This is a genomic window from Micromonospora salmantinae (genome assembly GCF_022230905.1).
In the GTDB taxonomy this organism is placed as follows: Bacteria; Actinomycetota; Actinomycetes; order Mycobacteriales; family Micromonosporaceae; genus Micromonospora; species Micromonospora salmantinae.
Map to the genome: position 1 here is coordinate 150,949 of NZ_JAKKFG010000012.1, position 22,672 is coordinate 173,620.

17 protein-coding genes are annotated in these 22,672 nt (G+C 72.0%); 10 read left to right on the forward strand and 7 right to left on the reverse strand.

The window, feature by feature from the left end; genetic code table 11:
* The first annotated feature begins 259 nt into the window (after nt 1-259).
* The 6 genes from PSH03_RS11250 to PSH03_RS11275 all read left to right on the forward strand — a co-directional run bounded on the left by PSH03_RS11250 (nt 260) and on the right by PSH03_RS11275 (nt 7,048).
* Complete coding sequence (locus PSH03_RS11250; RefSeq protein ID WP_210782547.1) at nt 260-1,030, forward strand: redox-sensing transcriptional repressor Rex; 771 nt, start codon at nt 260-262, stop codon at nt 1,028-1,030.
* The gene (locus PSH03_RS11255) at nt 1,027-2,424 is read left to right on the forward strand and encodes a glutamyl-tRNA reductase (protein WP_210782549.1); all 1,398 of its coding nucleotides are present in this window, start codon (nt 1,027-1,029) and stop codon (nt 2,422-2,424) included. The genes PSH03_RS11250 and PSH03_RS11255 overlap by 4 nt, the downstream gene beginning before the upstream one ends.
* Nucleotides 2,421-3,389 (forward strand): hydroxymethylbilane synthase, encoded by a 969-nt coding sequence (gene hemC, locus PSH03_RS11260; protein ID WP_210782552.1) that lies wholly within the window; start codon nt 2,421-2,423, stop codon nt 3,387-3,389. The genes PSH03_RS11255 and hemC overlap by 4 nt, the downstream gene beginning before the upstream one ends.
* Nucleotides 3,386-4,966 (forward strand): bifunctional uroporphyrinogen-III C-methyltransferase/uroporphyrinogen-III synthase, encoded by a 1,581-nt coding sequence (locus PSH03_RS11265; RefSeq protein ID WP_112584249.1) that lies wholly within the window; start codon nt 3,386-3,388, stop codon nt 4,964-4,966. The genes hemC and PSH03_RS11265 overlap by 4 nt, the downstream gene beginning before the upstream one ends.
* 20 nt (nt 4,967-4,986) lie before the next feature.
* Nucleotides 4,987-5,979 carry a porphobilinogen synthase gene (gene hemB / locus PSH03_RS11270; RefSeq protein ID WP_238689074.1) on the forward strand — a complete coding sequence of 331 codons (993 nt, stop codon included), beginning with the start codon at nt 4,987-4,989 and terminating at the stop codon, nt 5,977-5,979.
* Nucleotides 5,980-6,472: 493 nt separating this feature from the next.
* Nucleotides 6,473-7,048 carry a helix-turn-helix transcriptional regulator gene (locus PSH03_RS11275; RefSeq protein ID WP_210782556.1) on the forward strand — a complete coding sequence of 192 codons (576 nt, stop codon included), beginning with the start codon at nt 6,473-6,475 and terminating at the stop codon, nt 7,046-7,048.
* A 66-nt stretch (nt 7,049-7,114) separates the two neighbouring features.
* Here the strand turns inward: PSH03_RS11275 and PSH03_RS11280 are convergent, their stop codons facing one another.
* The 3 genes from PSH03_RS11280 to PSH03_RS11290 all read right to left on the reverse strand — a co-directional run bounded on the left by PSH03_RS11280 (nt 7,115) and on the right by PSH03_RS11290 (nt 13,055).
* Nucleotides 7,115-10,417, reverse strand: a complete 3,303-nt coding sequence (locus PSH03_RS11280) for a lamin tail domain-containing protein (protein WP_238689075.1) — start codon at nt 10,415-10,417, stop codon at nt 7,115-7,117.
* Nucleotides 10,418-10,508: 91 nt separating this feature from the next.
* Nucleotides 10,509-11,525, reverse strand: a complete 1,017-nt coding sequence (locus PSH03_RS11285; protein ID WP_210782577.1) for a GNAT family N-acetyltransferase — start codon at nt 11,523-11,525, stop codon at nt 10,509-10,511.
* A 72-nt stretch (nt 11,526-11,597) separates the two neighbouring features.
* A complete protein-coding gene (locus tag PSH03_RS11290) occupies nt 11,598-13,055 on the reverse strand; it encodes a lytic transglycosylase domain-containing protein (protein ID WP_238689076.1) in 1,458 nt (485 codons plus the stop codon).
* 37 nt (nt 13,056-13,092) lie between these two features.
* Between PSH03_RS11290 and PSH03_RS11295 the strand changes: the two genes are divergently transcribed.
* The gene (locus PSH03_RS11295) at nt 13,093-13,311 is read left to right on the forward strand and encodes an FmdB family zinc ribbon protein (RefSeq protein ID WP_210782561.1); all 219 of its coding nucleotides are present in this window, start codon (nt 13,093-13,095) and stop codon (nt 13,309-13,311) included.
* A gap of 152 nt (nt 13,312-13,463) precedes the next feature.
* Nucleotides 13,464-16,304: an ATP-binding protein gene (locus PSH03_RS11300; RefSeq protein ID WP_238689077.1), complete on the forward strand. Its 2,841-nt coding sequence runs from the start codon at nt 13,464-13,466 to the stop codon at nt 16,302-16,304.
* 181 nt (nt 16,305-16,485) lie between these two features.
* Here PSH03_RS11300 and PSH03_RS11305 read toward each other — a convergent pair whose 3' ends face one another.
* Nucleotides 16,486-17,022, reverse strand: a complete 537-nt coding sequence (locus PSH03_RS11305) for a phospholipase (protein WP_238689078.1) — start codon at nt 17,020-17,022, stop codon at nt 16,486-16,488.
* Between the two features lie 107 nt (nt 17,023-17,129).
* A complete protein-coding gene (locus PSH03_RS11310) occupies nt 17,130-18,806 on the reverse strand; it encodes a glycoside hydrolase family 10-like protein (RefSeq protein WP_238689079.1) in 1,677 nt (558 codons plus the stop codon).
* 235 nt (nt 18,807-19,041) lie between these two features.
* Here PSH03_RS11310 and PSH03_RS11315 point away from each other — a divergent pair, with 235 nt between their 5' ends.
* Together PSH03_RS11315 and PSH03_RS11320 are read left to right on the forward strand one after the other, a co-directional pair.
* Nucleotides 19,042-20,490 carry an amino acid permease gene (locus PSH03_RS11315; protein ID WP_238689080.1) on the forward strand — a complete coding sequence of 483 codons (1,449 nt, stop codon included), beginning with the start codon at nt 19,042-19,044 and terminating at the stop codon, nt 20,488-20,490.
* A gap of 37 nt (nt 20,491-20,527) precedes the next feature.
* Nucleotides 20,528-21,535, forward strand: coding sequence for a LacI family DNA-binding transcriptional regulator (locus PSH03_RS11320; RefSeq protein WP_238689081.1), 1,008 nt, complete (start codon nt 20,528-20,530; stop codon nt 21,533-21,535).
* On the opposite strand, the gene PSH03_RS11325 is transcribed toward PSH03_RS11320, so the two are convergent.
* Together PSH03_RS11325 and PSH03_RS11330 are read right to left on the reverse strand one after the other, a co-directional pair.
* The gene (locus PSH03_RS11325) at nt 21,532-22,257 is read right to left on the reverse strand and encodes a methyltransferase domain-containing protein (RefSeq protein WP_238689082.1); all 726 of its coding nucleotides are present in this window, start codon (nt 22,255-22,257) and stop codon (nt 21,532-21,534) included. The genes PSH03_RS11320 and PSH03_RS11325 overlap by 4 nt on opposite strands.
* A 100-nt stretch (nt 22,258-22,357) precedes the next feature.
* Nucleotides 22,358-22,666 (reverse strand): hypothetical protein, encoded by a 309-nt coding sequence (locus tag PSH03_RS11330; RefSeq protein ID WP_124822832.1) that lies wholly within the window; start codon nt 22,664-22,666, stop codon nt 22,358-22,360.
* Between the last annotated feature and the right edge of the window lie 6 nt (nt 22,667-22,672).

Genomic DNA, 22,672 nt, shown 5'->3' on the forward strand with positions numbered 1-22,672 from the left:
TGGTCAGAGAAGTCGGGATTGAGCAATAATCGCCCGGGGCCGTGGGTGGACCTGGGCGTTCAATCGATCTTGTGGAATGGAGGGGCTGGTGAGGTCGCGCCACGCAGCGACAAGATCGCGATTTGTGCACGTCTTCACAAGCGCCTACGCTGTGACTCCGACGCGCCCTGCTAGCACAGCCGGCAACCTCGGTCGCCAGCGGGAGTCCACAAACGGCCGACCAGCGGAGTTGGCCGAGGATCGCACCGCACGGAGTCTCATGAGTCAGCACCGTCACCCAGGCGCGCCCGGCCGCGCCGGTGCCGTACCGACGCTCCCGGATCTGCCCGAGGCGACCGTCGCTCGGCTCCCGGAGTACCTGCGCGCGCTGCACAACCTCGCCGACGCCGGGCACGAGACGGTCTCCAGCGAGGGCCTCTCCGCCGCCGCCGGAGTCAACTCCGCCAAGCTCCGCAAGGACCTCTCCCACCTCGGCTCGTACGGCACCCGGGGCGTCGGCTACGACGTCGCGCTGCTGATCGAGCAGATCGAGTATGTGCTCGGGCTCACCCAACGCCGGGCGGTCGCCCTGGTCGGCGTGGGTAATCTCGGTCACGCTCTGGCCGGCTACGACGGCTTCGCCAGCCGGGGCTTCCGGATCGCCGCACTGCTCGACGCCGATCCCTCCCGGGTCGGTGAGGAGATCAACGGCCTGGTAGTCCGGCATGTCGACGATTTGCCGACGGTCGCCGCGGAGGAATCCCTCGCGATCGGCGTGATCGCCACCCCGGCCGCCGCCGCGCAGCAGGTCGCCGACCAACTGGTCGCCGTCGGCGTGACGAGCATCCTCAACTTCGCGCCGTGCGTACTCTCGGTTCCGGAGGGGGTCGACGTGCGCAAGGTCGACCTCGCCATCGAGCTGCAGATTCTGTCCTTCCACGAGCACCGCAAGGCGTCGCTGACCGCGCTGCCCGCCACCGGCGGGACCGCTCTCACCGCCCTGCCGGGCGGGTTCGCGGCCACCGACACCCAGGAGGCGATAGGCACGTGAAACTGCTCGTCGTCGGCGCGTCCTACCGGACCGCCCCGGTCGCCACGCTGGAGCAGCTGGCCGTGCCCCCCGCCGACCTGACCCGCACACTGGACCGCCTGGTCGCCCAGCCGTACGTGGCCGAGGCGGTGATCGTCTCCACCTGCAACCGGGTGGAGGTCTACGCCGCCGTGTCCGGTTTCCACGGCGGGCTCGGCGACATCTGCGCCGTGCTGGCCGAGCAGGCCGGCAGCTCGCCGACCGCGCTCGCCAGCCACCTGTACGTGCACTACGACACCGCGGCCGTGGACCACGTCTTCCGGGTCGCCACCGGTCTGGACTCGATGGTGGTGGGCGAGGCGCAGATCCTCGGCCAACTGCGTGACGCGTACCACTGGGCCACCGGCGCCGACTCGGCCGGCCGGCTGCTGCACGAGCTGATGCAGCAGGCGTTGCGGGTCGGCAAGCGGGCCCACGCCGAAACCGGCATCGACCGGGCCGGCCAGAGCGTCGTCACCGCCGCCCTGGAGCTGGCCGCCGGGCACCTCGACGGCGACCTCGTCGGCCACCCGGCCCTGGTGGTCGGCGCCGGTGCGATGGGTTCGCTCGGGGTCGCCACGCTGTCCCGGTTGGGCGCCGGGCCGCTCACCGTCAGCAACCGGGGCGCCGACCGGGCCGTCCGGCTCGCCGAGTCGTACGGGGCAAGTGCCGCGCCGATGACCGAGCTGGCCGACACCCTCTCCACAGTGGACATCGTAGTGGCCGCCACCGCGTCCACCGAACCGGTCCTCACCCGGTCGGTGGTCACCACGGCGCTGGCCGAACGCGACCCGTCCCGGGGCCCGCTGGTCCTGCTCGACCTGGCCGTTCCGCGCGACGTCGAGGAGGGCGTTGCCGAGCTGCCCGGTGTCGAGGTGATCGACATCGACCGGATGGCGGCGCTGCTCGCCGACGGTCCGGCGGCTGCCGACGCCGCAGCCGTCGAACGCATCGTCCTCAGCGAGGTCGAGGGTTTCCTCACCTGGCTGCGCGGCGCCGACGTGGCACCCACAGTGGCCGCGCTGCGCGGCCGGGCCGACGACGTGGTCACCGCCGAGCTGCGCCGACTCGCCCAGCGTCGCCCCGACCTCGGCGACGACCTGCGGGCCGAGGTGGCCCGCACTGTGCACCGGGTCGTGCAGCGGCTGCTGCACCAGCCCACCGTCAAGGTCCGCCAGTTGGCCGCGGAACCCGGCGGCGACCAGTACGCGGCACTGCTGCGCGAGCTGTTCGACCTCGAGGTGCCGCAGACCTCGCCGGTGGACACCGTCCCGGACGTGCTGACCCCCGACCTCGGCATGGCGCTCCCCGGCACCGACCCGGTGTCCGGAGCCGACGCCGCCGAGCCCACCCCACCCACCGGAGGTGCGCGATGACCGCCCCCCTGCGCCTCGGCACCCGGGGCAGCGCCCTGGCGATGGCCCAGTCCGGCCAGGTCGCCGAGGCGGTGACCGCCGCCACCGGCCGCCCCGTCGAGCTGGTCGAGGTGGTCACCGCGGGCGACCGCTCCAACGCGCCGGTGCACCGGCTGGGCGTCGGGGTGTTCGTCTCCGCCCTGCGCGACGCGCTGACCGCCGGCACGATCGACTTCGCGGTGCACTCGTACAAGGATCTGCCCACGGCCGCCGCCGGTGGGCTGCACATCGCGGCGGTGCCGGCCCGGCAGGACCCGCGCGACGCGTTGGTGGCCCGCGACGGCCGAACGCTCGCCGAGTTGCCGCCCGGGGCCACAGTGGGCACCGGCGCGCTGCGCCGGATCGCCCAGTTGCATGCCCTCGGCCTGCAACTGGAGGTCACCCCGATCCGCGGCAACGTCGACACCCGCCTGGGGCGCGTGCTCGGCCCCGAGGCCGACCTCGACGCCGTCGTCCTGGCCCGGGCCGGTCTGGCCCGACTCGGCCGGCTCGACGTGATCACCGAGTCGCTGGACCCGATGCTCATGCTGCCCGCCCCCGCTCAGGGTGCGTTGGCCGTGGAGTGCCGGGTCGACGACCAGGACCTGGTCGGGCTGCTCGCCGTGCTCGACCACGCACCGTCGCGTGCCGCGGTCACCGCGGAACGTGCGTTTCTGGCAACCCTGGAGGCCGGGTGCAGCGCACCCGTCGCCGCCTATGCCGAACTCGCCGAAGGCGAGACCGGCGATGAGATCTACCTGCGCGGGGCGGTGATCAGCCCGGACGGCACTCGTGACCTCCGGCTGTCCCGCACCGGAACGCCCGCCGACGCGGCGGAGATCGGTAAGGCACTCGCCGCCGAACTCCTCGAGCTCGGCGCCGACTCGATCCTCGGCCACGAAGGACACACCGGCCCGGGGACCCAGCAATTTGGGAGCACAGAATGACCCGCACCCGTAAGCCCGTCGGCCGTATCGCGTTCGTCGGGGCTGGCCCCGGTGACCCGGGCCTGCTGACCCGTCGGGCCCACGACGCCCTGGTCGACGCCGACCAGGTGATCTACGACCGGGGAGTCCCGGAGTCGTTGCTCACCGTCGTTCGCGCCGAGGCCAGGGACGATGCCGAGTTCACCCCGGCCGAGGGCGCGCCGGGGGACGTGGCGAAGGTGCTGATCTCCGCGGCCCGCTCCGGGCTCAACGCGGTGCACCTGGTCGCCGGCGACCCGTTCGGGCACGACTCGGTGGTCAAGGAGGTGCAGGCGGTGGCCCGCACCGCCGCCCACTTCGAGGTGGTGCCCGGCGTCGGCCAGGCCGAGGGTGTGGCCACCTACGCCGGGGTCCCGCTGCCGGGTGTGCGTACGGCAGCCGACGTCGAGGACGTCAGCGCACTGGACTTCGAGGCGCTGGCCACGGCCGTCGGCCGGGGTTCGCTAGCGCTCGCCGTGGACGCCGGTGACCTCGCCGCCGTCCGGGACGGGCTGCTCGCCGCCGGGGTCGACGGCACCACTGGCGTCGGGGTGACCGGCGACGGCACCGGCGAGACCCAGTACACGACCACGTCGACTGTGGACAGCTTCGTGGCCGCCGCGCTCGGTTTCACCGGCCGGGTGGTGCTCACCGTCGGTGTCGGCGTGGGGCAGCGCGACAAGCTGAGCTGGTGGGAGAACCGCCCGCTGTACGGCTGGAAGGTGCTCGTACCCCGTACCAAGGAGCAGGCTGGCGCGATGAGCGCCCGGCTGCGCGCGTACGGGGCGATCCCGTGCGAGGTGCCGACCATCGCGGTCGAGCCGCCGCGTACCCCGGCGCAGATGGAGCGGGCGGTCAAGGGCCTGGTCGACGGCCGGTACGCCTGGGTGATCTTCACCTCGGTGAACGCGGTCCGCGCGGTCTGGGAGAAGTTCGCCGAGCACGGTCTCGACGCCCGGCACTTCGGCGGCGTCAAGATCGCCTGCATCGGCGAGGCCACAGCGGACGCGGTCCGCGCGTTCGGCATCCAGCCGGAGCTGATCCCCGCCGGGGAGCAGTCCTCGGAGGGCCTGCTGGCCGAGTTCTCGCCGCACGACGAGATCCTCGACCCGGTGGGACGGGTGCTGCTGCCGCGCGCCGACATCGCCACCGAGACCCTCGCCGCCGGGCTCACCGAGCGCGGCTGGGAGGTCGACGACGTGACCGCGTACCGGACGGTGCGGGCCGCTCCGCCGCCCGCCGAGATCCGCGACGCGATCAAGTCGGGCGGATTCGACGCGGTGCTCTTCACCTCGTCCTCCACCGTGCGCAACCTGGTCGGCATCGCCGGGAAGCCGCACGCCCGGACCGTTGTTGCCGTCATTGGGCCCAAGACGGCGGAGACCGCGACGGAGTTCGGCCTGCGCGTCGACGTCCAGCCGCCGCACGCCTCGGTGCCCGACCTGGTGGAGGCGCTCGCCGCCTACGCCGTCGAGCTGCGGGAGAAGCTGGCCGCCATGCCGGCCAAGCAGCGCCGTGGCTCGAAGGTGCAGGGCCCGACCGCTCTGCGCTTCCGGTAGTCGTTCGAGGAGGGCCTGCCATGTCGTACCCCGAGATCCGGCCCCGCCGGCCCCGCCGGCTGCGCCGCAACCCGGCGGTCCGCCGGCTGGTGTCAGAGACCCGGGTCGACCCGGCCGAACTGGTCGTGCCGATGTTCGTCAAGGAGGGGCTGACCGAGCCCCGCGCCATCGGGTCGCTCCCGGGGGTGCTCCAGCACTCCCGGGACTCGCTGCGCAAGGCGGCGGCCGAGGCGGTCCAGGCCGGTGTCGGTGGGATCATGCTCTTCGGCGTGCCGGAGAAGCGGGACCCCACCGGCTCCGGTGGCATCGACCCGAACGGCATCCTCAACGTCGCCATCCGTGACGTGGTGGCCGAGGTGGGCGACGCCACCGTGGTGATGAGCGACCTGTGCCTCGACGAGTTCACCTCGCACGGGCACTGTGGGCTGCTCACCCCCGACGGTGAGGTCGACAACGACTCGACCCTGGCCGCGTACGCCGAGATGGCGGTGGCCCAGGCCGCCGCCGGGGTCGGCATGGTCGGGCCGTCCGGGATGATGGACGGCCAGGTCGGCGTGGTACGCCGGGCCCTCGACGCCGCCGGCTACCAGGACGTCTCCGTGCTGGCGTACGCGGTGAAGTACGCCTCCGCCTTCTACGGCCCGTTCCGGGAGGCGGTGGAGTCGGCGCTGGAGGGCGACCGGCGCACCTACCAGCAGGACCCGGCCAATCTGCGTGAGTCGCTGCGCGAGGTCGCGTTGGACGTGGCCGAGGGCGCGGACCTGGTGATGGTCAAGCCGGCGCTGCCCTACCTCGACGTGGTGTCGGCGGTGCGGGCCGCGGTGGACGTCCCGGTCGCCGCCTACCAGGTCTCCGGGGAGTACGCGATGGTCGAGGCGGCTGCCGCGAACGGCTGGATCGACCGCGAGCGGGTGATGCTGGAGACGCTCACCTCGATCAAGCGGGCCGGCGCGCAGGTCATCCTCACCTACTGGGCCGTCGAGGCCGCCGGCCTGCTCCGCCAGCGTTACTGAGCGGCCCCGCCTGCGACCGTCGGCTGACCGCGGACCCTCGTGACGTGTGCGCGGTGAAGCGGGCACCGCACGTGGCCGTGACGGCTGGGCTCCCTGCCGCGTCTGGCGGACTCCTGGCCTAGACGCCGCTTCGGCTGGTTGATTCCTGGGCTCGACGCCGTCTTGGCTGGTTGATTCCTGGCTCGACGCCGTCTTGGCTCGCGGATCCCTGGCCCGACGTCTCCATGCCAGCCTTTGCTCTGCACCCGCCGATGCGACGGCTACGGACCGCAACCGGTGCATATCGGGGTGCAGAGCAAAGGGGAAGGGTTAGGGGTTGCGTCCCTGGTCGTCCGCGGTGGAGACGTGCTGCTCAATGCCCACGGATTTGCCGGCTATGCGAGAGCCACCTATCCCGCGGTGACGGACGCACGGTTGTCCACAGGTCCTTCCGTTGTCCACAGGCCCGCCGAACGGGACTGCGAGGAACGGAGCGAGCCGGGACGGTGGCGGCATGGACGACTCACCGACACCCCCAGGTGCAGGAGCACCCAGCGCCGACAACTGGATCCCCGACGGTCCGAGCCCCAGCATCGCGCAGCGGAAAGTCATACTCAGCGAGCCCTCCGACACCCCATGGCCGGTCGTCGGCATCGTCCGCGCGGTCCGTCGTCACGCCGACCTGAGCCAACGTGAGCTGGCCAGGTGGGCGGGAGTGCACCACGCGACCATCGGCCGCATCGAGGCCGGTCGGACTGTGCCGAGCATTGAGCTGCTCCGCCGGATAGTCGGGGTCGTCGGATGTCGGCTGGCCGTCGTCGACGAGTTCGGCCGGGTGCTCAGGCCGATGCGGGACTGGGAAGACACGCGCGACGGCGCGGGGCGCCGCTACCCGTCGCACCTGGACACCATCCTCGACCCTGAGCCGGGGGAGTGGTGGGCGGACATCTACGGGCTGGCCCGCCCGCCCGAGACGTTCTACCGCAATCGGGAGGTCCGGGACGCGATGCGTCGGCGCAGCCAATGGGAGGTGCGGGTAGCCAGGCACCGCGGCGATCCGCCACCGCCACAGCTCTGGCGGTACCAGTGAGGCAGGAGAGACGACGGCCCGCCGCCCCGGGTGGGTCCGGCGGGCCGTCGTCGACCACATTCAAAATCAGTCGTCGTTGGTGATCGTTCCGGTCGCGAGTGGATCGGCCAGCCGCAGGCCGGGCACGCCGGCCACCAGCAGCGTCAACTTCTCGTCCGCCTCCCGCTTGCGGTCACCGCGCACCGACACCGGGAACGCCACCGACGTCTGCCCGGCGGGCAAGACCTTGCAGCCGGCGTACGGGTCGAAGTCCGAACCCGTCTGCGCCGTGAGACCGACGGTGGCGGCGCAGAGCAGCACTGACTGAGAGAGCGGCCGAGACACGGTGGCGGTGAAGGTGAGCTGCCGAGTGCCCTGGTTGCCCTCGGCCACGGCCGAGTCGGCCACTGTCAACGACGCCCGGGATCGGAACCGGGCCACCTGCGGGTCGTGGTCACTGGAACCCCGCGACCCGTCACCGGCGAACTCCGCCGGCCAGTCGGCGTTGATGTGCGCCGCCCGCACCTGCACCAAATCGCCGTGGAACGCGTCGTTGACGAACAGGTGGTCGAGAGTCTGCGCCTGCCCCTCGAAACTGTACGAGTAGGCCGAGGCCGGCACGTCAGCGACGAGGTTGTCCCACAGGTTGTGCAGGCCCGCCTCGTAGAGCGGGGCGAGCTGGTCCGACGGCGTGGGCTGGTCACCGGTGGCGCTGAGCTCTTGGTGCCCAAAGGGCAACGGATCGTCCGGGCGGGGGAAGACGTTCAGGTCCCCGCCGTAGACCACCCGGGCGGTCCGGTCGGCCGCCTCGATCGCGGTGACGATAGCCGCGCCGTAACGCGCCTGCTCCCGCCGCTGCCCGACCCGGCTGTCCGGGCCGGAGGAGTAGTGGTTGCTGAGGGCGTACAGGGTGAACCGCTCGGTCGAGCCGGGCGCCGCGGCCACGCTGAACTTGCCCAACTGCGGGGCACGGGTGAAGACGTTGCTCCCGTCCCGACCGGTCGAGGTGTCCACATCCGCCGGCAACACCGCGTTGAGGGCCTTCGGGTTCTGCACGTCGGCGTTGGCCGGCAGCCCCGCAGCCCGGTACTGAACGGTCGGTGCCGACCCCAACAGCGGGTCCGCCGCCGTCGCGGCCGCCAGCGACACCCGGTCCGTGCGATACAGGAAAGCTGCGGTGATACCGCGGGCGTCCGCGCCGGTCCGGTCATAGGCGGCGGCGTACGCGGGCCCACCGGCCGCCGCGACAGTGAGCGCCAACTCCTGGATGCTGTCCGGAGCGCCATCGGCGTTGTTGGTGTCGCCGCAGCTCAGCGTCGCCCCGGAGACCGTGCAGATGTCCTGGTCCTCGGCCTCCTGCACCAGGATCAGGTCCGGTGCGTGCAGGTCGGTGACGATCTGGTCGGCGAGCGCGGCCAGCTGCTCGCGGTATTCCGTCTCGCTGCCCGGGACGTAGTCGAACGGCGGGGTGACGCCCACGCAGCCGGCGTTCCCGGCGAAGTCGCAGCCGTCGAACGGGTCGTCGCGGTAGTCGTACAGGTTCTCCACGTTGTAGGTGGCCACTGCCACCTCCTGCGACCGGTCGGCCGGCTTGGGCGGGTTGTTCTTCGACGGGTCGGCCCCGGCGGCGAACTCCGCCCGCTCGACCTGGACGCCGTACTTCTCGAACGAGTAGTAGACCCCGCCCACCGCGTCCGCCCGCAGCGTGTCGAAGGTGTGCGTCGGCGGGAGCAGCGCGGCGCTGTCCCCGGCGGTGGCCTTCACTCCCATGCTGCCGAGCAGCGTCCGCTGGCCGTTTCCGTCGTCGAAGCGGCGGGTCGGGTCGTTGTCCAGCGGGTGCGAATCACGGAAGACCCGCCGGGAGTACGGGTCGGCGCGGTCGAGCAGTGGGTCGTCGCGGTCGACCACCCACAGCTCCGCGTCGGCAGTGGAGGAGAAGACGTCCCGGCCGCTCACCGCGCCGCTGCCCGCGCGTACCCGCATCCGGGAGCCCTCGTGCCGCTCCCAGAAGCGCTGTGCGTCGTCCAGCACGGCCGGCGGCACCGCGTCGGCCACCGCGACCGCGGTGTCCACTACCAGCCCACCGCCGATCCGGCGGACCAGCGACGCGCCGGAGAGCTGGGTGAAGTTGTAGTACTCCGACACCCGGGCCCGCAGCACTACCTCATCGCCGACCGTCGGCACGTAACCGCCGATCAGCGAGGTGAACGTACCCATGAACACGAAGATGCCGTCGGAGCTGGTCGGGTCGCCGTCGGTGTCACCGACGCGGCTCTGCAGGAAGAAGCCGTGCTGCTCCGCCCCGGCCGAGGTACGGGCCAGGGTCAACTGGGTGATCACGCCGCGTACGTCGTACAGGGTGCTGCTCGTGCCGTTGCCGCTCGCCGGTGCGAGCGGTGACCGGTCGCTCGGACCGGACTCGCTGTCGGTGGTCGGACCCTGCACCTCGCCGACGGTCAGCTCCCGGGTCACCTGCACGGCCAGCGCGCAGCTCGCGGTGCCACCGTCCGCGTCGGTAGAGGTGAGGGTGACGGTGTACGCCCCGGGGGCGAGGTCGGCGCTCACGCCGACCGTGGCGCGGGCGGTGCCGCCCACCCCTCCGGCGGGGGTGAACGCGGTACGGCTGATCGAGCCGGCGGTCGGGCTCGGGCTGATCGCGGTCACCGCCAGGTCGACGATCGTGTCGTCGGCGTCGGTGGCGCTCACCTCGCGGCTCGCGGCCGTGCCGGCGGCGGTGACCAGCGGCCCGCCACAGGTCAGCGCGGCCGGTGCGTCGACCGGGCCACCGCCGTCCACCGTGTGCGCGCCCAGCCCGTCGAACGTGTCGACGGGGAAGCCGGCCCACTGCGCGGCGGGGTCGAACGCGTCCGACGGGTCGGTGTCACCGGCCGTCACGCTCGGCAGCCGGCGCACTGTGTTGTCCGCGGTGCTGGTGACGCCGGCGCCCCACTCGGTGCCCGGGTCGACGCCCACCTGGCCGATCGAGTCGAGCACCGTGCTGCCCCGGCGCAGCACTATCGCGTCGTCACCGTTGAAGAGGCTCGCCCCGGTGGTCTGGTCGGCCTGGGCGAGGATGGCGGCCCCGGCCGAGGCGCTGGCGAACACGAACGCGTCACCGGCCGCCACGCTGCCGGTCAGGGCGATGGTGGTGGCCGTGGTGGCGCCGTTGAAGTGGAGCTGCAACTGGTAGCCACCGGCCGCCAGGTCGACGGCGGCGCCCGTGCCGTTGAACAGCTCGATCGCCTTGTTGTTCGACGAACCCTCGACGTACTCCGAGATGAACAGGTCGGTGGGCGCGGCGCTGGCCGCGGTGGGTACGACGCCGAGCGCCGTGACGGTCACGGCGGCGGTGGCGGTCGCGAGCGCGGCGATTGAGCGGCGCGGGCGCATAGGGCCTCCACGATGGGTGGATGGGGTCAACGCACGTTAAGGTGCGCGGCTGTCCACCGTCCATCCCCTAATGGACAGTTTCGTGAATTCCTCAGCGTGGCGGATCGAGGCGGTGCACCAGCTCAGCGACGTCGACGCTGTATTCGCACCAGTCCCGGTCGGGGCGGTAGCCCAGCTCCGCGTTGACCTTCAACATCGCCTCGTTGGCCTGCGCGTTCCAGGTCTGCACCTCGATCAACTCCGGCTCGGCGGAGCGCAACTCCAGCAGCATCCGGGCCTTGATCGCCCGATCGATGCCGTAGCCCCGGTGATCCTGCGCGACGATCGTGTCGTACTGGTCGGCGCGGGTCGGGTGCTGCGCCGGCACCACCACCTCGGTCAGGCCGGCCACCTCGCCGCTCTGCTCGTGACGGGCGAGCACGATGTACGGCTTCATGCCCCGCCGGTGCAGCGTGTCGAGGCTGTCCCGCAGCCGCTCCGGGTCGTAGGAGCTGGGGCGCAGCTCACCGTCGTCGACGTCGCGCACCTCGGCCTTGGCCCGCGCGTACGCCTCGATCAGGTCGTCCGGCGGCCCGCCCGGGAAGAACTCCAGCTGGTAGCCCGTCCCGATGCCGGTGGCCATCTCGGCCAACTCGGCCCAGTCCACCGAGGTCAGATCGAGCACGCTGCGCGTCTCCACGTACTCCCGGTTGAAGCCGAGCGACTCGTAGAACCCGACCGCCGGCGTGTCGCCGACAACCTCGACCCCGATCGACCGGAAGCCCTCCTGGTAGACCCGGCGCGCGGCGCGCAGCACCAGGTCACGACCGAGGCCGGTGCGCCGCGCGGACGGGTGCACCAGCACCTCGAGCACACCGATGTCACCCAGAAGGAGTACGTGCACCTGGCCGAGCACCGCGCCCGTGTCGCCCGGAGCGGTCGGCTCGGCCTGGGCGATCCAGGAGATCCGCCGCTCGCCGGGCATCACCTCGGCGAGGTATTCCCGCAACGAAGCCACCCGCCAGGGCGGATCCTGCGGCAGATCGGCCGCCAGGACCGCGTTCAGCGTGGCCAACAGCGACGCGATCTCGGCGGACGACGCGGTCCTGGGGTCCCACTCGCGCACCATCACCCGTCTAGCTTGCCGCTAACAGAGGCCCGGGGGAAGTGTCCAGTTCTCCAACGTATCGAGACGATCACTTCACGACCGACTGGCCCGTCCGTACCGGTTCGCGGTGTCGTAGACGTCCTGGGCGTACCGCCGTACGTCGTTGTAGGAGAGGATCGCGTTCCACCAGTCGCCCGCAATGCTCAGGTTTCGGCCGCCCTTGCAGAGGTAGTTTCCCGCTGCCAGGGCGGCGTCGTCCAGGTCGTGCGGGTCCTTGCGGCCGTCGTTGTCCGCGTCCGCGCCGATCTCCTGCCAGGTGGTCGGGATGAACTGCATCGGCCCGATGGCGCGGTCGAGGGTCGCGTCCCCGTCGAGCGCCCCACGGTCGGTGTCGATGATCCGCATCCGACCCTCCTTCCCGTCCAGCGCCAGCCCGATGATGTTGGGCACCGCCTTGCCGTCCTGCCCCAGCCGCGCGCCGTTGGCCGAGCCGTGTCCCGATTCGACCTGCCCGATCGCGGCCAGCGTGGTCCAGCTCAGCGCACAGCTGCGGTTGGTCTGGGCGAGCACCAGCTCGGCGTAGCCGTACGCCTGCATGGCGACCGCCGGCACGCCGACCTTGGCACCTACCTGCTGCGCCCAGCCGGCCAGGGCGTCCGACGGGCGGCCACCGATCACCGACCCGGTCGGCAGCCCGTTGCCGGGCAACCCGCCGGTGGGCAGCGGAAGGGTCGGCAGCGGACCGGTGGGCAGCGGGCTGGTCGGCAGGCCGGACGGCATCCCAGGCGCGGCGACCCCGCTCGGCGTGGCCGAGGCGTCGACAGCTACCGGGCGCGGTGAGCGGATCGCGGCCGGTACGAGCAGCGCTCCCGCCGCGGCGGTCGCGGCCACCAGCGCCAGCAGGAAGACGCCGGGCAGGGTCAGCCGACCACTCGGCCGGCGTGCCCAGGCACGGGTCGCCTGGGCCGCGGCGGCTGCTGCCCGGCGGGGCGGCAGACGTACCGCGTGGGCGAACTGCACCCGCCGCCGACGGGCCGGGTCGGACGCCGGCACGACCGGGATCTCATCCACAGTGGTCTTGGCCGGATCCGCGGCACCGGTCTTCGCGTCGTCAGCGGGCTTGTCGGCGCTCGACGCGCCGGCCGTCTTCGACGCGGCCGGGCCACTGGCGCTGCCGTCCGCCTTCGGTTCCTCGGCTTTCGCGTCGTCGACCTTGGGGGCCTCGGTCTGAGGGGCGGTCGCTGGGCCGGCGGTCGGGACGGATCCGGCCGGGATGTTCGTGCCGGTGGCGCTCGCGTCCGGTTCGGACCCGGCGGAGTCGGGCGCGGTGGGCTTCGCCGCTGGCGGAGCCGGCGCGGTGGCCGCTGGCGTGGTGGCCGGCGCGCCAGTGGAGCGCCCGCTCAGCCAGGGGCGGCGGGGGCGGGGCACCTTGCGCACCGGGTCGGGCGCGGCCCCGGAGCCTTCGAGCGGCCCGTCCAACGGCGCGGCCGGTCGTAACGGTTGCACACGCTTGTCGTCCTCGCCGTCCACCACCTGTCGAGTATCACCCATCCTCCGCGATCCGCCAGATCCACGTACCCTGGGTGGCATGCCCCGGTACGAGTTCCGCTGCCGCGCCTGCGGCGACACCTTCGAGGTCAACCGTTCGATGGCGGCGGCCGGTGAGCCGGCCAGCTGCCCTCAGGGACACGCCGACACGGTCAAGCTTCTCTCCGCGGTCGCCGTCACCGGTCGCAGTGGCGGTGCCGGTGGTGCCCCGGCACCCGCCGCTGGTGGTGGCTGCTGCGGCGGCGCCTGCGGCTGCTGATCGGGCCAATCCGCCGCCGCCTGGTGGGCCGGCCTTGCCGGGAGCGGGTCCGAGTGGCACGTTGAGGCGGCACTTGCCCGGCCGTTCTCACGATGTGTGATCGTTCGGACTCAGGCAGCATGAACCCGACGTCACGGGCGGAGGTTCCTCGCATGTCGCCACGGATCCAGCTCCCGAGCGGTTGGGTGACCTTCGTATTCACCGATATTGAGGGCTCGACCCGGCTGGCTCAACTGCTCGGCCCCGACTACCGCCCGGTGCTCGCCGAGCATCGACGGCTGCTGCGCCGCACGCTGGCCAGCACGGGTGGCGCGGAACTGTTGACCGAGGGCGACTCGTTCTTCCTGGCCTTCGAGGAAGCGACAGCGGCGATGACCGCGTGCCTGACCGCCCAACGGGCACTGTCCAGCCACGACTGGCCCACCTCCGAAGCCGCGCCCCGGGTGCGGATGGGCCTGCACACCGGCTATGCCGAGCCACGCGACGGCGAGTACGCCAGCCCCGAGGTGCACCGGGCCGCCCGGGTGGCGGCCGCCGCCCACGGCGGGCAGGTGCTCTGCACGGCGTCCACCGCACGTCGGGCGGAGCCGATGCCGCCTGGTGCGACCCTGCTCGACCTGGGCCTGCACCGACTGCGCGGCTTCGACGACCGGGAACGACTGTTCCAACTGGTCGCCCCGGGTCTGGAGCGGCAGTTCCCCCGACCCCGCACCGCCGACGCGGTGGCGCACAACCTGCCCACCCAGGTGACCTCGTTCGTCGGCCGGCAGGCTGAGCGCATCGAGCTGGGCCTGCTGGTGCGTCAGCACCGCCTGGTCACCGTGCTGGGCGCCGGCGGCGCGGGCAAGACCCGGCTCGCGGTGGAGTTGGCCAGCGGAGTTGTCGAGGCGTACCCGGACGGGGTCTGGTTCGTCGACATCGCCTCGGTGACCGACCCGGGGCTGGTGGCGTTCGCCATCGCCGCCGTGCTCGGCCTGCGTCCCGAGCCCGGTCGGCCGATGCTGGACACCCTCGTCGAGTACGCGGCCGGCCGCCGGATGTTTGTCGTCCTGGACACCTGCGACACCCAGCCGGCCGCCTGCGCCGAGGTGATCGCGCGTCTGCTGTCCGGCGGGAGCGGCGTGCGGGTGCTGGCCACCAGTCGCGAGTCGTTCAGCCTGCCCGGCGAGGTGGTGTGGCGGATTCCGCCGCTCTCGGTCGACCCGCGCGCGGACGGTGCGGAGAGCGACGCGGTGGCGCTGCTGCTGGACCGTACGGCGGCAGCGCGTGGTGGTCGGCAGCCGGACCCGGCCGAGTCCGCCGACCTGCGTCGGGTCGTGCAACGGTTGGACGGTCTGCCGCTCGCCATCGAGTTGGCCGCCGCCCGGCTGCGGGTGCTCTCCGTCGGTCAGCTCGCCGAGCGGCTCGACGATGTCCTCGGCACCCTGGACGCCGGCCGGGAGGACCCGGATCCGCCGCCGGTGGAGCGGGGCTGGTCCGGCAATCAGCAGGACACCGTGGACCTGGTCGCCGCGGCGGCCGGGGCGTCGCCGCCCACCCCGGCGAGTCGGGCGGTGCAGCGCTCGGCCACCGAGCGGCATTTGACCATGCAGGCCACCGTCACCTGGTCCTACCGGACGTTGGGGCCCCGGGCCGCCCGCCTGCTGCGGTGGCTGGCGGTCTTCGCCGGCCCGGTGGATCTGGCGACTGTGGAGTGGCTGCTGGGTGACGATCCGCTGGACCCGCTCTCGGTCCTGGTGGACAAGTCGATGGTGTTGGCCGAGCCGCGCGCCGCCGGCAGCACCTACCGGATGCTCGACCCCATCCGGGCGTACGCGGCGCGGCGGTTGGGCGAGGCGGGCGAGGAGCAGGCCGCTCGGGACCGGCACGTGGCCTGGTCGGCGCACGCGTTGGACCGGGCCCACCTGGGCCAGGACGGCCGGCCGGTGACGCTGTCGTTGTATGCCCTCGATCCACTGGCCGGGGAGCTGCGCGCCGCGCTGCGGTGGTGCGCCACCGGAGGCAGCGCCCGTGCCGGCCTCGGTCTGGCGGGTGGGCTGGACCAGTGGTGGCTGGAGCGGGGCCTGGCCCGCGAGGGGCGGCTGTGGCTGTTCCGGCTGTACGGGCGGATCGCGGAGACGGGGGAGCGGATTCCGGAGGCGGAGCTGGCGGCGGCGTACCACATGCATTCGCTGCATGCCAGCGCCGACGGCGAGTTCGCCGAGGAGCTGCGCTACTCCCAGCGGGCGGAGGCAGCGGCCCGGCAGGCCGGCGACGCCGGGTTGCTGGCCCGGGTGCTCGCCGGCAGGGCCGCGCCGCTTGTCGACATGGGGCAGTTCGTCGAGGCCGAGCGGGTGTGCCGGGAGGTCATCGACTGGGCGCACGGGCAGGACGTGGTCGGCGAGGCGCTGTTCGCTGTCTTCAGCCTGGCCGAGCTGCTCTGGCGGCGGGGCGCCCTGGAGGAGGCTGCGGAGCTGTTGGGCGCGGTGCGTCCGGTGGAGGCGGCCCGGCCCGTGGAGCGGGGCCGGCGTTCGGTGGACATGCTGCTCGGCATGGTCGCGCTGGCCCGCGGCGACGTGATCGCCGCACACGAGCACCTGCTGGTGGCGCTGCGCTCCCGGATGGGCCACGGCTACCACGGGCGGGCGTGCGACACCTTGAACGCGGTCGCGGTGCGTTGTGCGATCGGCGGGGAGCGGTTGACCGCGGCCCGCCTGTTCGGGGCCGCGCAGGCAACCCGGGCGAGCATGCGTGCCACCCCCGGCATCTTCGGCGGTTACTGGGCCGAGCAGCAGGGGGAGTTGCGCGCGGTGCTTGGCGACGCGGCCTTCGACGACGCGTACGGTGAGGGTGCGGAGCTGGGGCTGGACGAGGCTGCGGCGCTGGCACTCGACGTGGAACACCCGGACCTGGCGGCGGACTCGACCCGCTTCAGCACCGGCCTGTCCCAACCGACCCCCCGCCGTCCCGCCGACCCCGACCGCCACCCAGCCACAAGAACCGAACGCGCCTAACCCACCCAGCCCTCCACCCCACCCCGCCCCGCCCCGCCCCGCCCCGCCCCGCCCCCCTCCCCCCACCCTTGTTGATCAAGAGATTTGCGTCAGGAAACGCGCTCCCGATGACCGAAACCTCTTGATCAACACGGGTGGGCGGGGGTGGGGGCGGGGGTGGGGTGGGGTGGGGTTAGTGGGGTTAGTGGGTTTTGGCGTTGGCTTCGGCTTGGGCCTTCATTCGGGCAGCGCGGTCGATGTCGGCCTGCTGGACGGCCGCTACCGAACCGAAGATGCTGACCGCCTGGTAGTAGGTCCAGGCCAGGCTGTAGCAGGCCGGCCGGACGACCGAGTTGTACGTGGTGCAGACGCGCTTCAGGTCCTCGTAGAAGGCGCTGTCGAGGCGGGACTTGTTGGCGGAGAACTGGCCGACCGCCTTGTAGTTGCGGTAGCCGAAGTCGTGTCGGTAGCAGCCCAGGTTGAAGGTGAAGCCGAGCGGGTTGTCCGGGCTGGACGAGCAGTAGTCGGTGGACCAGTTGAAGTTGTACTCGGCCCAGGGTGCCCGGTTGACCCGGGCGCTGTTCCACGAGTTGTAGCTGGACGCGCTGGTCTGGGTCCAGCTGGACAGCACGGAGAGCCGTTGGGCGGGGGTGACGGCGGCGGCGGGGGACGCGATGGTGAGGGTGGCGAGCAGCGCTAACGCGCCCGAGGCGATCAGGGTGGCGAGACGTCGGGGCACGGGTTACCTCCGCGGGGGTGAGCGGGTGGGACGGAAGTTACCGGCGGGTTACCGGATGTCGATGAGTGTCGATCAGCTGATCAACTAGGCGGTATGCGTATCGCCAACTATTGGTGACATGCGTTGAAACAGACGAATGCCGGCGGGCTGGCGGGGCTCTCGTTCGCCGACCGGTCCAGTGCGGTCAGTCGGTAGGTGTAGCGCCGACCAGGCTCGGCCGAGGTGTCCACCCAGGACTGGTCGTTGCCGGGCGCGGCCCGGACGGTGCCGACCAGGTGCGCGGCGTCGGCAGTGGCGCACCGACCGGGCAGCGTGGTGCCGTCGAACCGATAGATCGCGTACGAGGTGGCGGTGCCGAGCGGACCGACGCCGTCGGCGGGCTGCCGCCAGGTGAGCCGGACCCCGTCGGCCTGCCGGATCGCCTTGCTGACCACCGGGAAGAGCAGCGGCCGGGCCGGCAGGTGGGGCATGGCCGGCACCAGGGCCGGGCGGGAGTAGTGCGCGCCCGCGTAGATGTCGGTGGCGCCGAGGCGGTTGGCGCGCACCTGCACCGCGGAGAAGTGCACGTTGCCCTGCACCTCCGGATGCGACCGGTTGAGCGTCAGGTGGTCGGACAGCTCGCGCGGGTTCTGCCAGTACGGCCCGTACGCCGGGTCGCCGCTCTTGTAGTCGGCCTGGCCGATGTAGAGCTGCACGCGGGTGCCGCGCACCGTCTCGGCCCACCACGGCACCAGGCGCGCGTAGTCGGCGGCCGGGTACTGACCGATGTACCAGTAGAGCTGCGGCACCACGTAGTCGATCCACTCCTGCTTGATCCACTTGCGGGTGTCGGCGGAGATGATGTCGTACGACTGGCTGCCGGTGGTGTCCGAACCCAGCGGGTCGGCGGTCTTGTTGCGCCAGATGCCGAACGGGCTGACGCCGAACTTCACCCACGGCTTCGCCGCCTTGATCTTGCCGTTCATCTCCTGGATCAGCAGGTTGATGTTGTCCCGCCGCCAGTCGGCCCGGTCGGTGAAGCCCCGGTTGTGGGCGGCGAAGGTCGCGTCGTCCGGCACCTGGTAGGTGCCGCTGGGGTAGGGGTAGAAGTAGTCGTCGAAGTGGACGCCGTCGATGTCGTACCGCTTGACGGCGTCCATCATGGCGGTCTGGACGAACTCGCGGACCTCGGGAATTCCGGGGTTGTAGTAGAGCCGGCTGCCGGCCACGCCGGCCGGTGGGTAGGCGAAGGTCCAGTCGGGGTGCTGCTGGGCCGGGTGGCCGGGGGCGAGCTGGGTCAGGTCCGCGCCGGCGCCGCCGGGGGCCGGCATGGAGACGCGGTACGGGTTGAACCAGGCGTGGAACTCCAGGTTCCGCTTGTGCGACTCGTCGACCAGGAACGCCAGTGGGTCCCAGCCCGGGTCCTGGCCGCGTACCCCGGTCAGGTATTCCGACCAGGGCTCGTACGGCGAGGGCCAGAGCGCGTCGGCGGTGGGCCGGACCTGCACCACGACGGCGTTGTGGTGCAGTCGCCCGGCCAGGTCGAGCAGCTCGCGGTATTCGGCCTGTTGGGCCGCGATCCGGTCCGGGTTGGTCTGGGACGCCTTGCTGGGCCAGTCGATGTTGACCACCGAGGAGATCCACATGGCCCGGAACTGCCGTTTCGGGGTGGCCGGGTCGGTGGCGCAGGTGGCGGTGCCAGTGGTGTCGGCCGCGCTGGGTGCGGCGCTCGCGGGGGTGGCGGTGACGAACGTGCCGAGCAGGGCTGCGATCAGCCCGGTGACTCCGAGTCGGGTGGCTTTCATGCGGTGTGTCCCTTCGTTGGGGCTCCCGGATGTTTCGCGCGGTGCGCGGCAAGATTCGCCGTCGATGTCCGCGTTGCTGGTAGGAAATTTTCACAGTCTGGCCGTCGCCGCAAGAGTTCGCGGTTGACCAATCGCGCCGGTGGGTAGCAACGGCGGTCACCGGCCGCCACGGGGGTGGTCGCACGGTGGGAGGGGTGACCGGGTGTCCGTGCTGCGCACAAAACCAATCAAGGACGTGATAGCCCAAGGTGAGGCGGACGGCAGCGACGGCCAGCTGGGGCTGAAGCGACGGCTCGGCGCGATCGACCTCACCGGCTTCGGCATCGGCATCGTGATCGGCACCGGCATCTTCACACTCACCGGGATCGAGGCCCGGGACAGCGCCGGGCCGGGTGTGGTGATCTCCTTCGCCATCGCCGGCGTGGTGGCCCTGCTCGCCGCCCTCTGCTACGCCGAGTTGGCCTCCAGCGTGCCGACCGCCGGCAGCGCCTACACCTACGCGTACGCCACGATGGGCGAGATCGTCGCCTGGATCATCGGCTGGGACCTGCTGCTGGAGTTCGCGCTCGGCGCCGCCGTGGTGGCCCGAGGCTGGTCCGGCTACCTCGCCGAACTGCTCGACCTGCCGACCCGATGGTTCGGCGAGGAGGGCAGCACCGTCAACGTGGGCGCCATCGCGATCGTGCTGATCCTCGGCATCGTGGCGATCGTCGGCATCCGCGAATCCGCCCGGATCACCAACCTGCTGGTGCTGGTCAAGGTGGCCATCTGCGTCTTCGTGGTGGTAGCCGGGCTGTTCTTCGTCAAGGCCGCCAACCTCACCCCGTTCATCCCGCCGGCCGAGCCCGCCGGGAGCGGCGACGACGGCATCAAGCAGCCGGTCACGCAGGCGCTCTTCGGGCTGGAGCCGTCGGTCTTCGGCTTCGTCGGGGTGCTCAGCGCCGCCGCCGTGGTCTTCTTCGCGTACACCGGCTTCGAGGCCGTGGCCAACCTGGGCGAGGAGACGAGGAAGCCCAAGCGGGACCTCACCCTGGGTCTGCTCGGCACGCTGCTGATCTCCACGGTGCTCTACATCGGCGTCTCGCTGGTGGTGGTCGGGATGGTGCCGTACACCGAGATCGACCGGGGCGCCCCGATCGCGTCGGCCTTCGAGTCGGTCGGCGCGGGCTGGGCGGCAGTGTTGGTCTCCATCGCCGCGGTCGCGGGCCTGACCAGCGTCATCCTGGTCGACCTGGTGGCGATGGGCCGGATCGGCTTCGCCATCGCCCGGGACGGGTTGATCCCGCCCTCGATCGCGAAGGTGCACCCGCGCTGGGGCACCCCGTACCGGATCTCGGCGATCATGACCGTGGCGGTCGCGCTGCTGGCCGGCTTCCTGCCACTGTCCGCGCTGGCCGACCTGGTCAGCATCGGCGCGCTCTGCGCGTTCGTCCTCGTGTCGGTGGCGGTGCCGATCCTGCGCCGCAAGCGGCCCGACCTGGAGCGGCCGTTCCGGGTGCCGTTCTCACCGGTGCTGCCGATCGTCTCGGCGTTGGCCTGCTTCTACCTGATGCTCAACCTGTCGGTGGAGACCTGGCTGCGGTTCCTGGCCTGGATGCTGCTCGGCGCGTTGATCTACTTCGGCTACGGCCGCCGCCGCAACCGGCTGGCCCAGCACGAGCCCGCCGTGCAGGAGGGTCGCTGACGGTATGGTGCGCCCGTCACCTCGGGGAGGTTGCGGCGTGCGACACAGACTCAAGGACGTGGCCGAACGGGCCGGCGTCTCCGTCAAGACCGTCTCCAACGTCGTGAACGGCCACGTGCACGTACGACCGGACACCCGTGCCCGGGTCGAGGAGGCGATCGTCGAACTCAACTACCGGCCCAACCTCTCCGCCCGTCACCTCCGCAAGGGACGCACCGGCGTGATCGCGCTGGCCGTTCCGGAACTGGACATCCCGTACTTCGCCGAGCTGGCCCGTCACGTGGTCAGCGCCGCCGCCGAGCACGCCTGGACGGTGCTCATCGACCAGACCGGCGGCCGGCGTGACCAGGAACGGGTGCTTGCCTCCGGTATCACCGACCACCTGATCGACGGGCTCATCCTCAGTCCGTTGGCGCTCACCGCCGCGGACCTGGCCGGTCTGGACGGCACTCCGATGGTGCTGCTCGGCGAGCGGATCGAACACTGCCCGGCGGATCGCGTGGTGATCGACAACGTGGCAGCGGCCCGGGAGATCACCAGCCACCTGATCCAGTTGGGTCACCGCCGGATCGCTGCCATCGGCGCGCAGCGCACCGACGAGGGTGCCAGCGCCCGGCTGCGCCTGGCCGGCTACCGCGACGCGCTGCGCGCCGCCGGCCTCGACCACGACCAGGACCTGGTGGCGTCCGCGCCGGCCTGGCACCGCGCCGACGGCGCGGCCGCGATGCGGGGCCTGCTCACCTGCGGGGTACGCCCCGACGCCGTCTTCTGCTTCAACGACACGCTGGCCCTCGGTGCCCTGCGGGCGCTGCACGAGGCCGGCCTGCGGGTGCCCGAGGACATGGCGGTGGCCGGCTTCGACGACATCGAGGACGGCAGGTTCGCCACCCCGACCCTGAGCACCGTCGCCCCGGACAAGGAACAGGTCGCCCGCCTGGCCGTCGAACTCCTCGCCAACCGCCTGGAGGGTGATCCCACCGTCCCCGCCCGGGAACTCCGCGCCCCCTACCGCCTGGAACTCCGCGAGTCCACCCGGACCCGCTAGTCGAAGAAGCGGGCCAGGTGGGACTGCGGTGCCGCGTCGGCGTCCGGGGGAAGGGGCGTCAGGTCGGCGAAGATCGAGGCGCCGTCGCAGCCCGCGTGCAGTGGGTACCAGCGCGGCGTGCCCGGTGGCCGCAGTTGGCAGATCCCCTTGAACGTCTGCACGTCCATCAGCCGGACGTGGGTCGGGTCGGCCACCGCGTTCACATGCCCCCACCAGGGGCTCATCACGTGCAGCACCCCACCGGGGCGGAGCACCCGATGACACTCGTCGACCAGCGGCAGGAAGTCGATCAGGTGCTCCAGGATGTGCACCGCGAAGAGGACGTCCACCGAGTTGTCGGCGAGCGGTAGCGAGCCGGACAGGTCCGCCACGGCATTCACGCCGGGTGCCGGGTAGATGTCCAGCCCCAGGTTGCTCGACCACTGCTTGGTCGGCCCACAACCGAGGTCCACCACCACCGGCGCCCGCCCGCCGATGCCGACCCGGCACCAGACGCCGTAGACACCGGCCAGCCGCCCCACCAGGTCCCGCACCAGCCGTAGCTGGGTGGGATCGGCCACGTCGCCGCTCAGATGGGCCACCCCCCGGTCGAACCGCACCTCGACCGCCAGCTCCCGCAACCGATCATCGTGGCGGACCTGGTCCGCCCACGCCTGAGCGAGGAAATCGTCGATCGCCCGCAGCCGGTCGGCCGAGGGCGGAGTCTGTGCCAAAGCGACCATTCGGGCCACCTCCCGCCGCGCGATACCCGCAATCGCGCCCGGTATGCCCCGCTCGCCCGCCTCGTTGGCAACTTCCGGTGCGCGGCCCGGCGCGGTCGGGTCAGCCGGAGAGGGTGCGGCGGCCCCCGCGCATCCGCTGGCGAGGCGGCGGGTCGGCGGGCTTCGGCCGCTTGAGGTGGTAGCGGTGCAGTTCGTGGTTGCCGGGCAGGGACGGGTCCTCGCTCATCGCGACCAACTCCCACCCCTGGTCGCCGGCCCGGTTCAGGTGGGCCAGCGAGGTGTCGCCGTACGGCGTCACGTCGACCATCGAGCCGTCCGGCCCGTACCAGACGAAGACGACCTCCCAGCCGAGGTCGTTTGTCGCAGCCTGGCGGCGGCGGACCAGCAGGGCGTACTCCCACTTGAGCATGGCGTC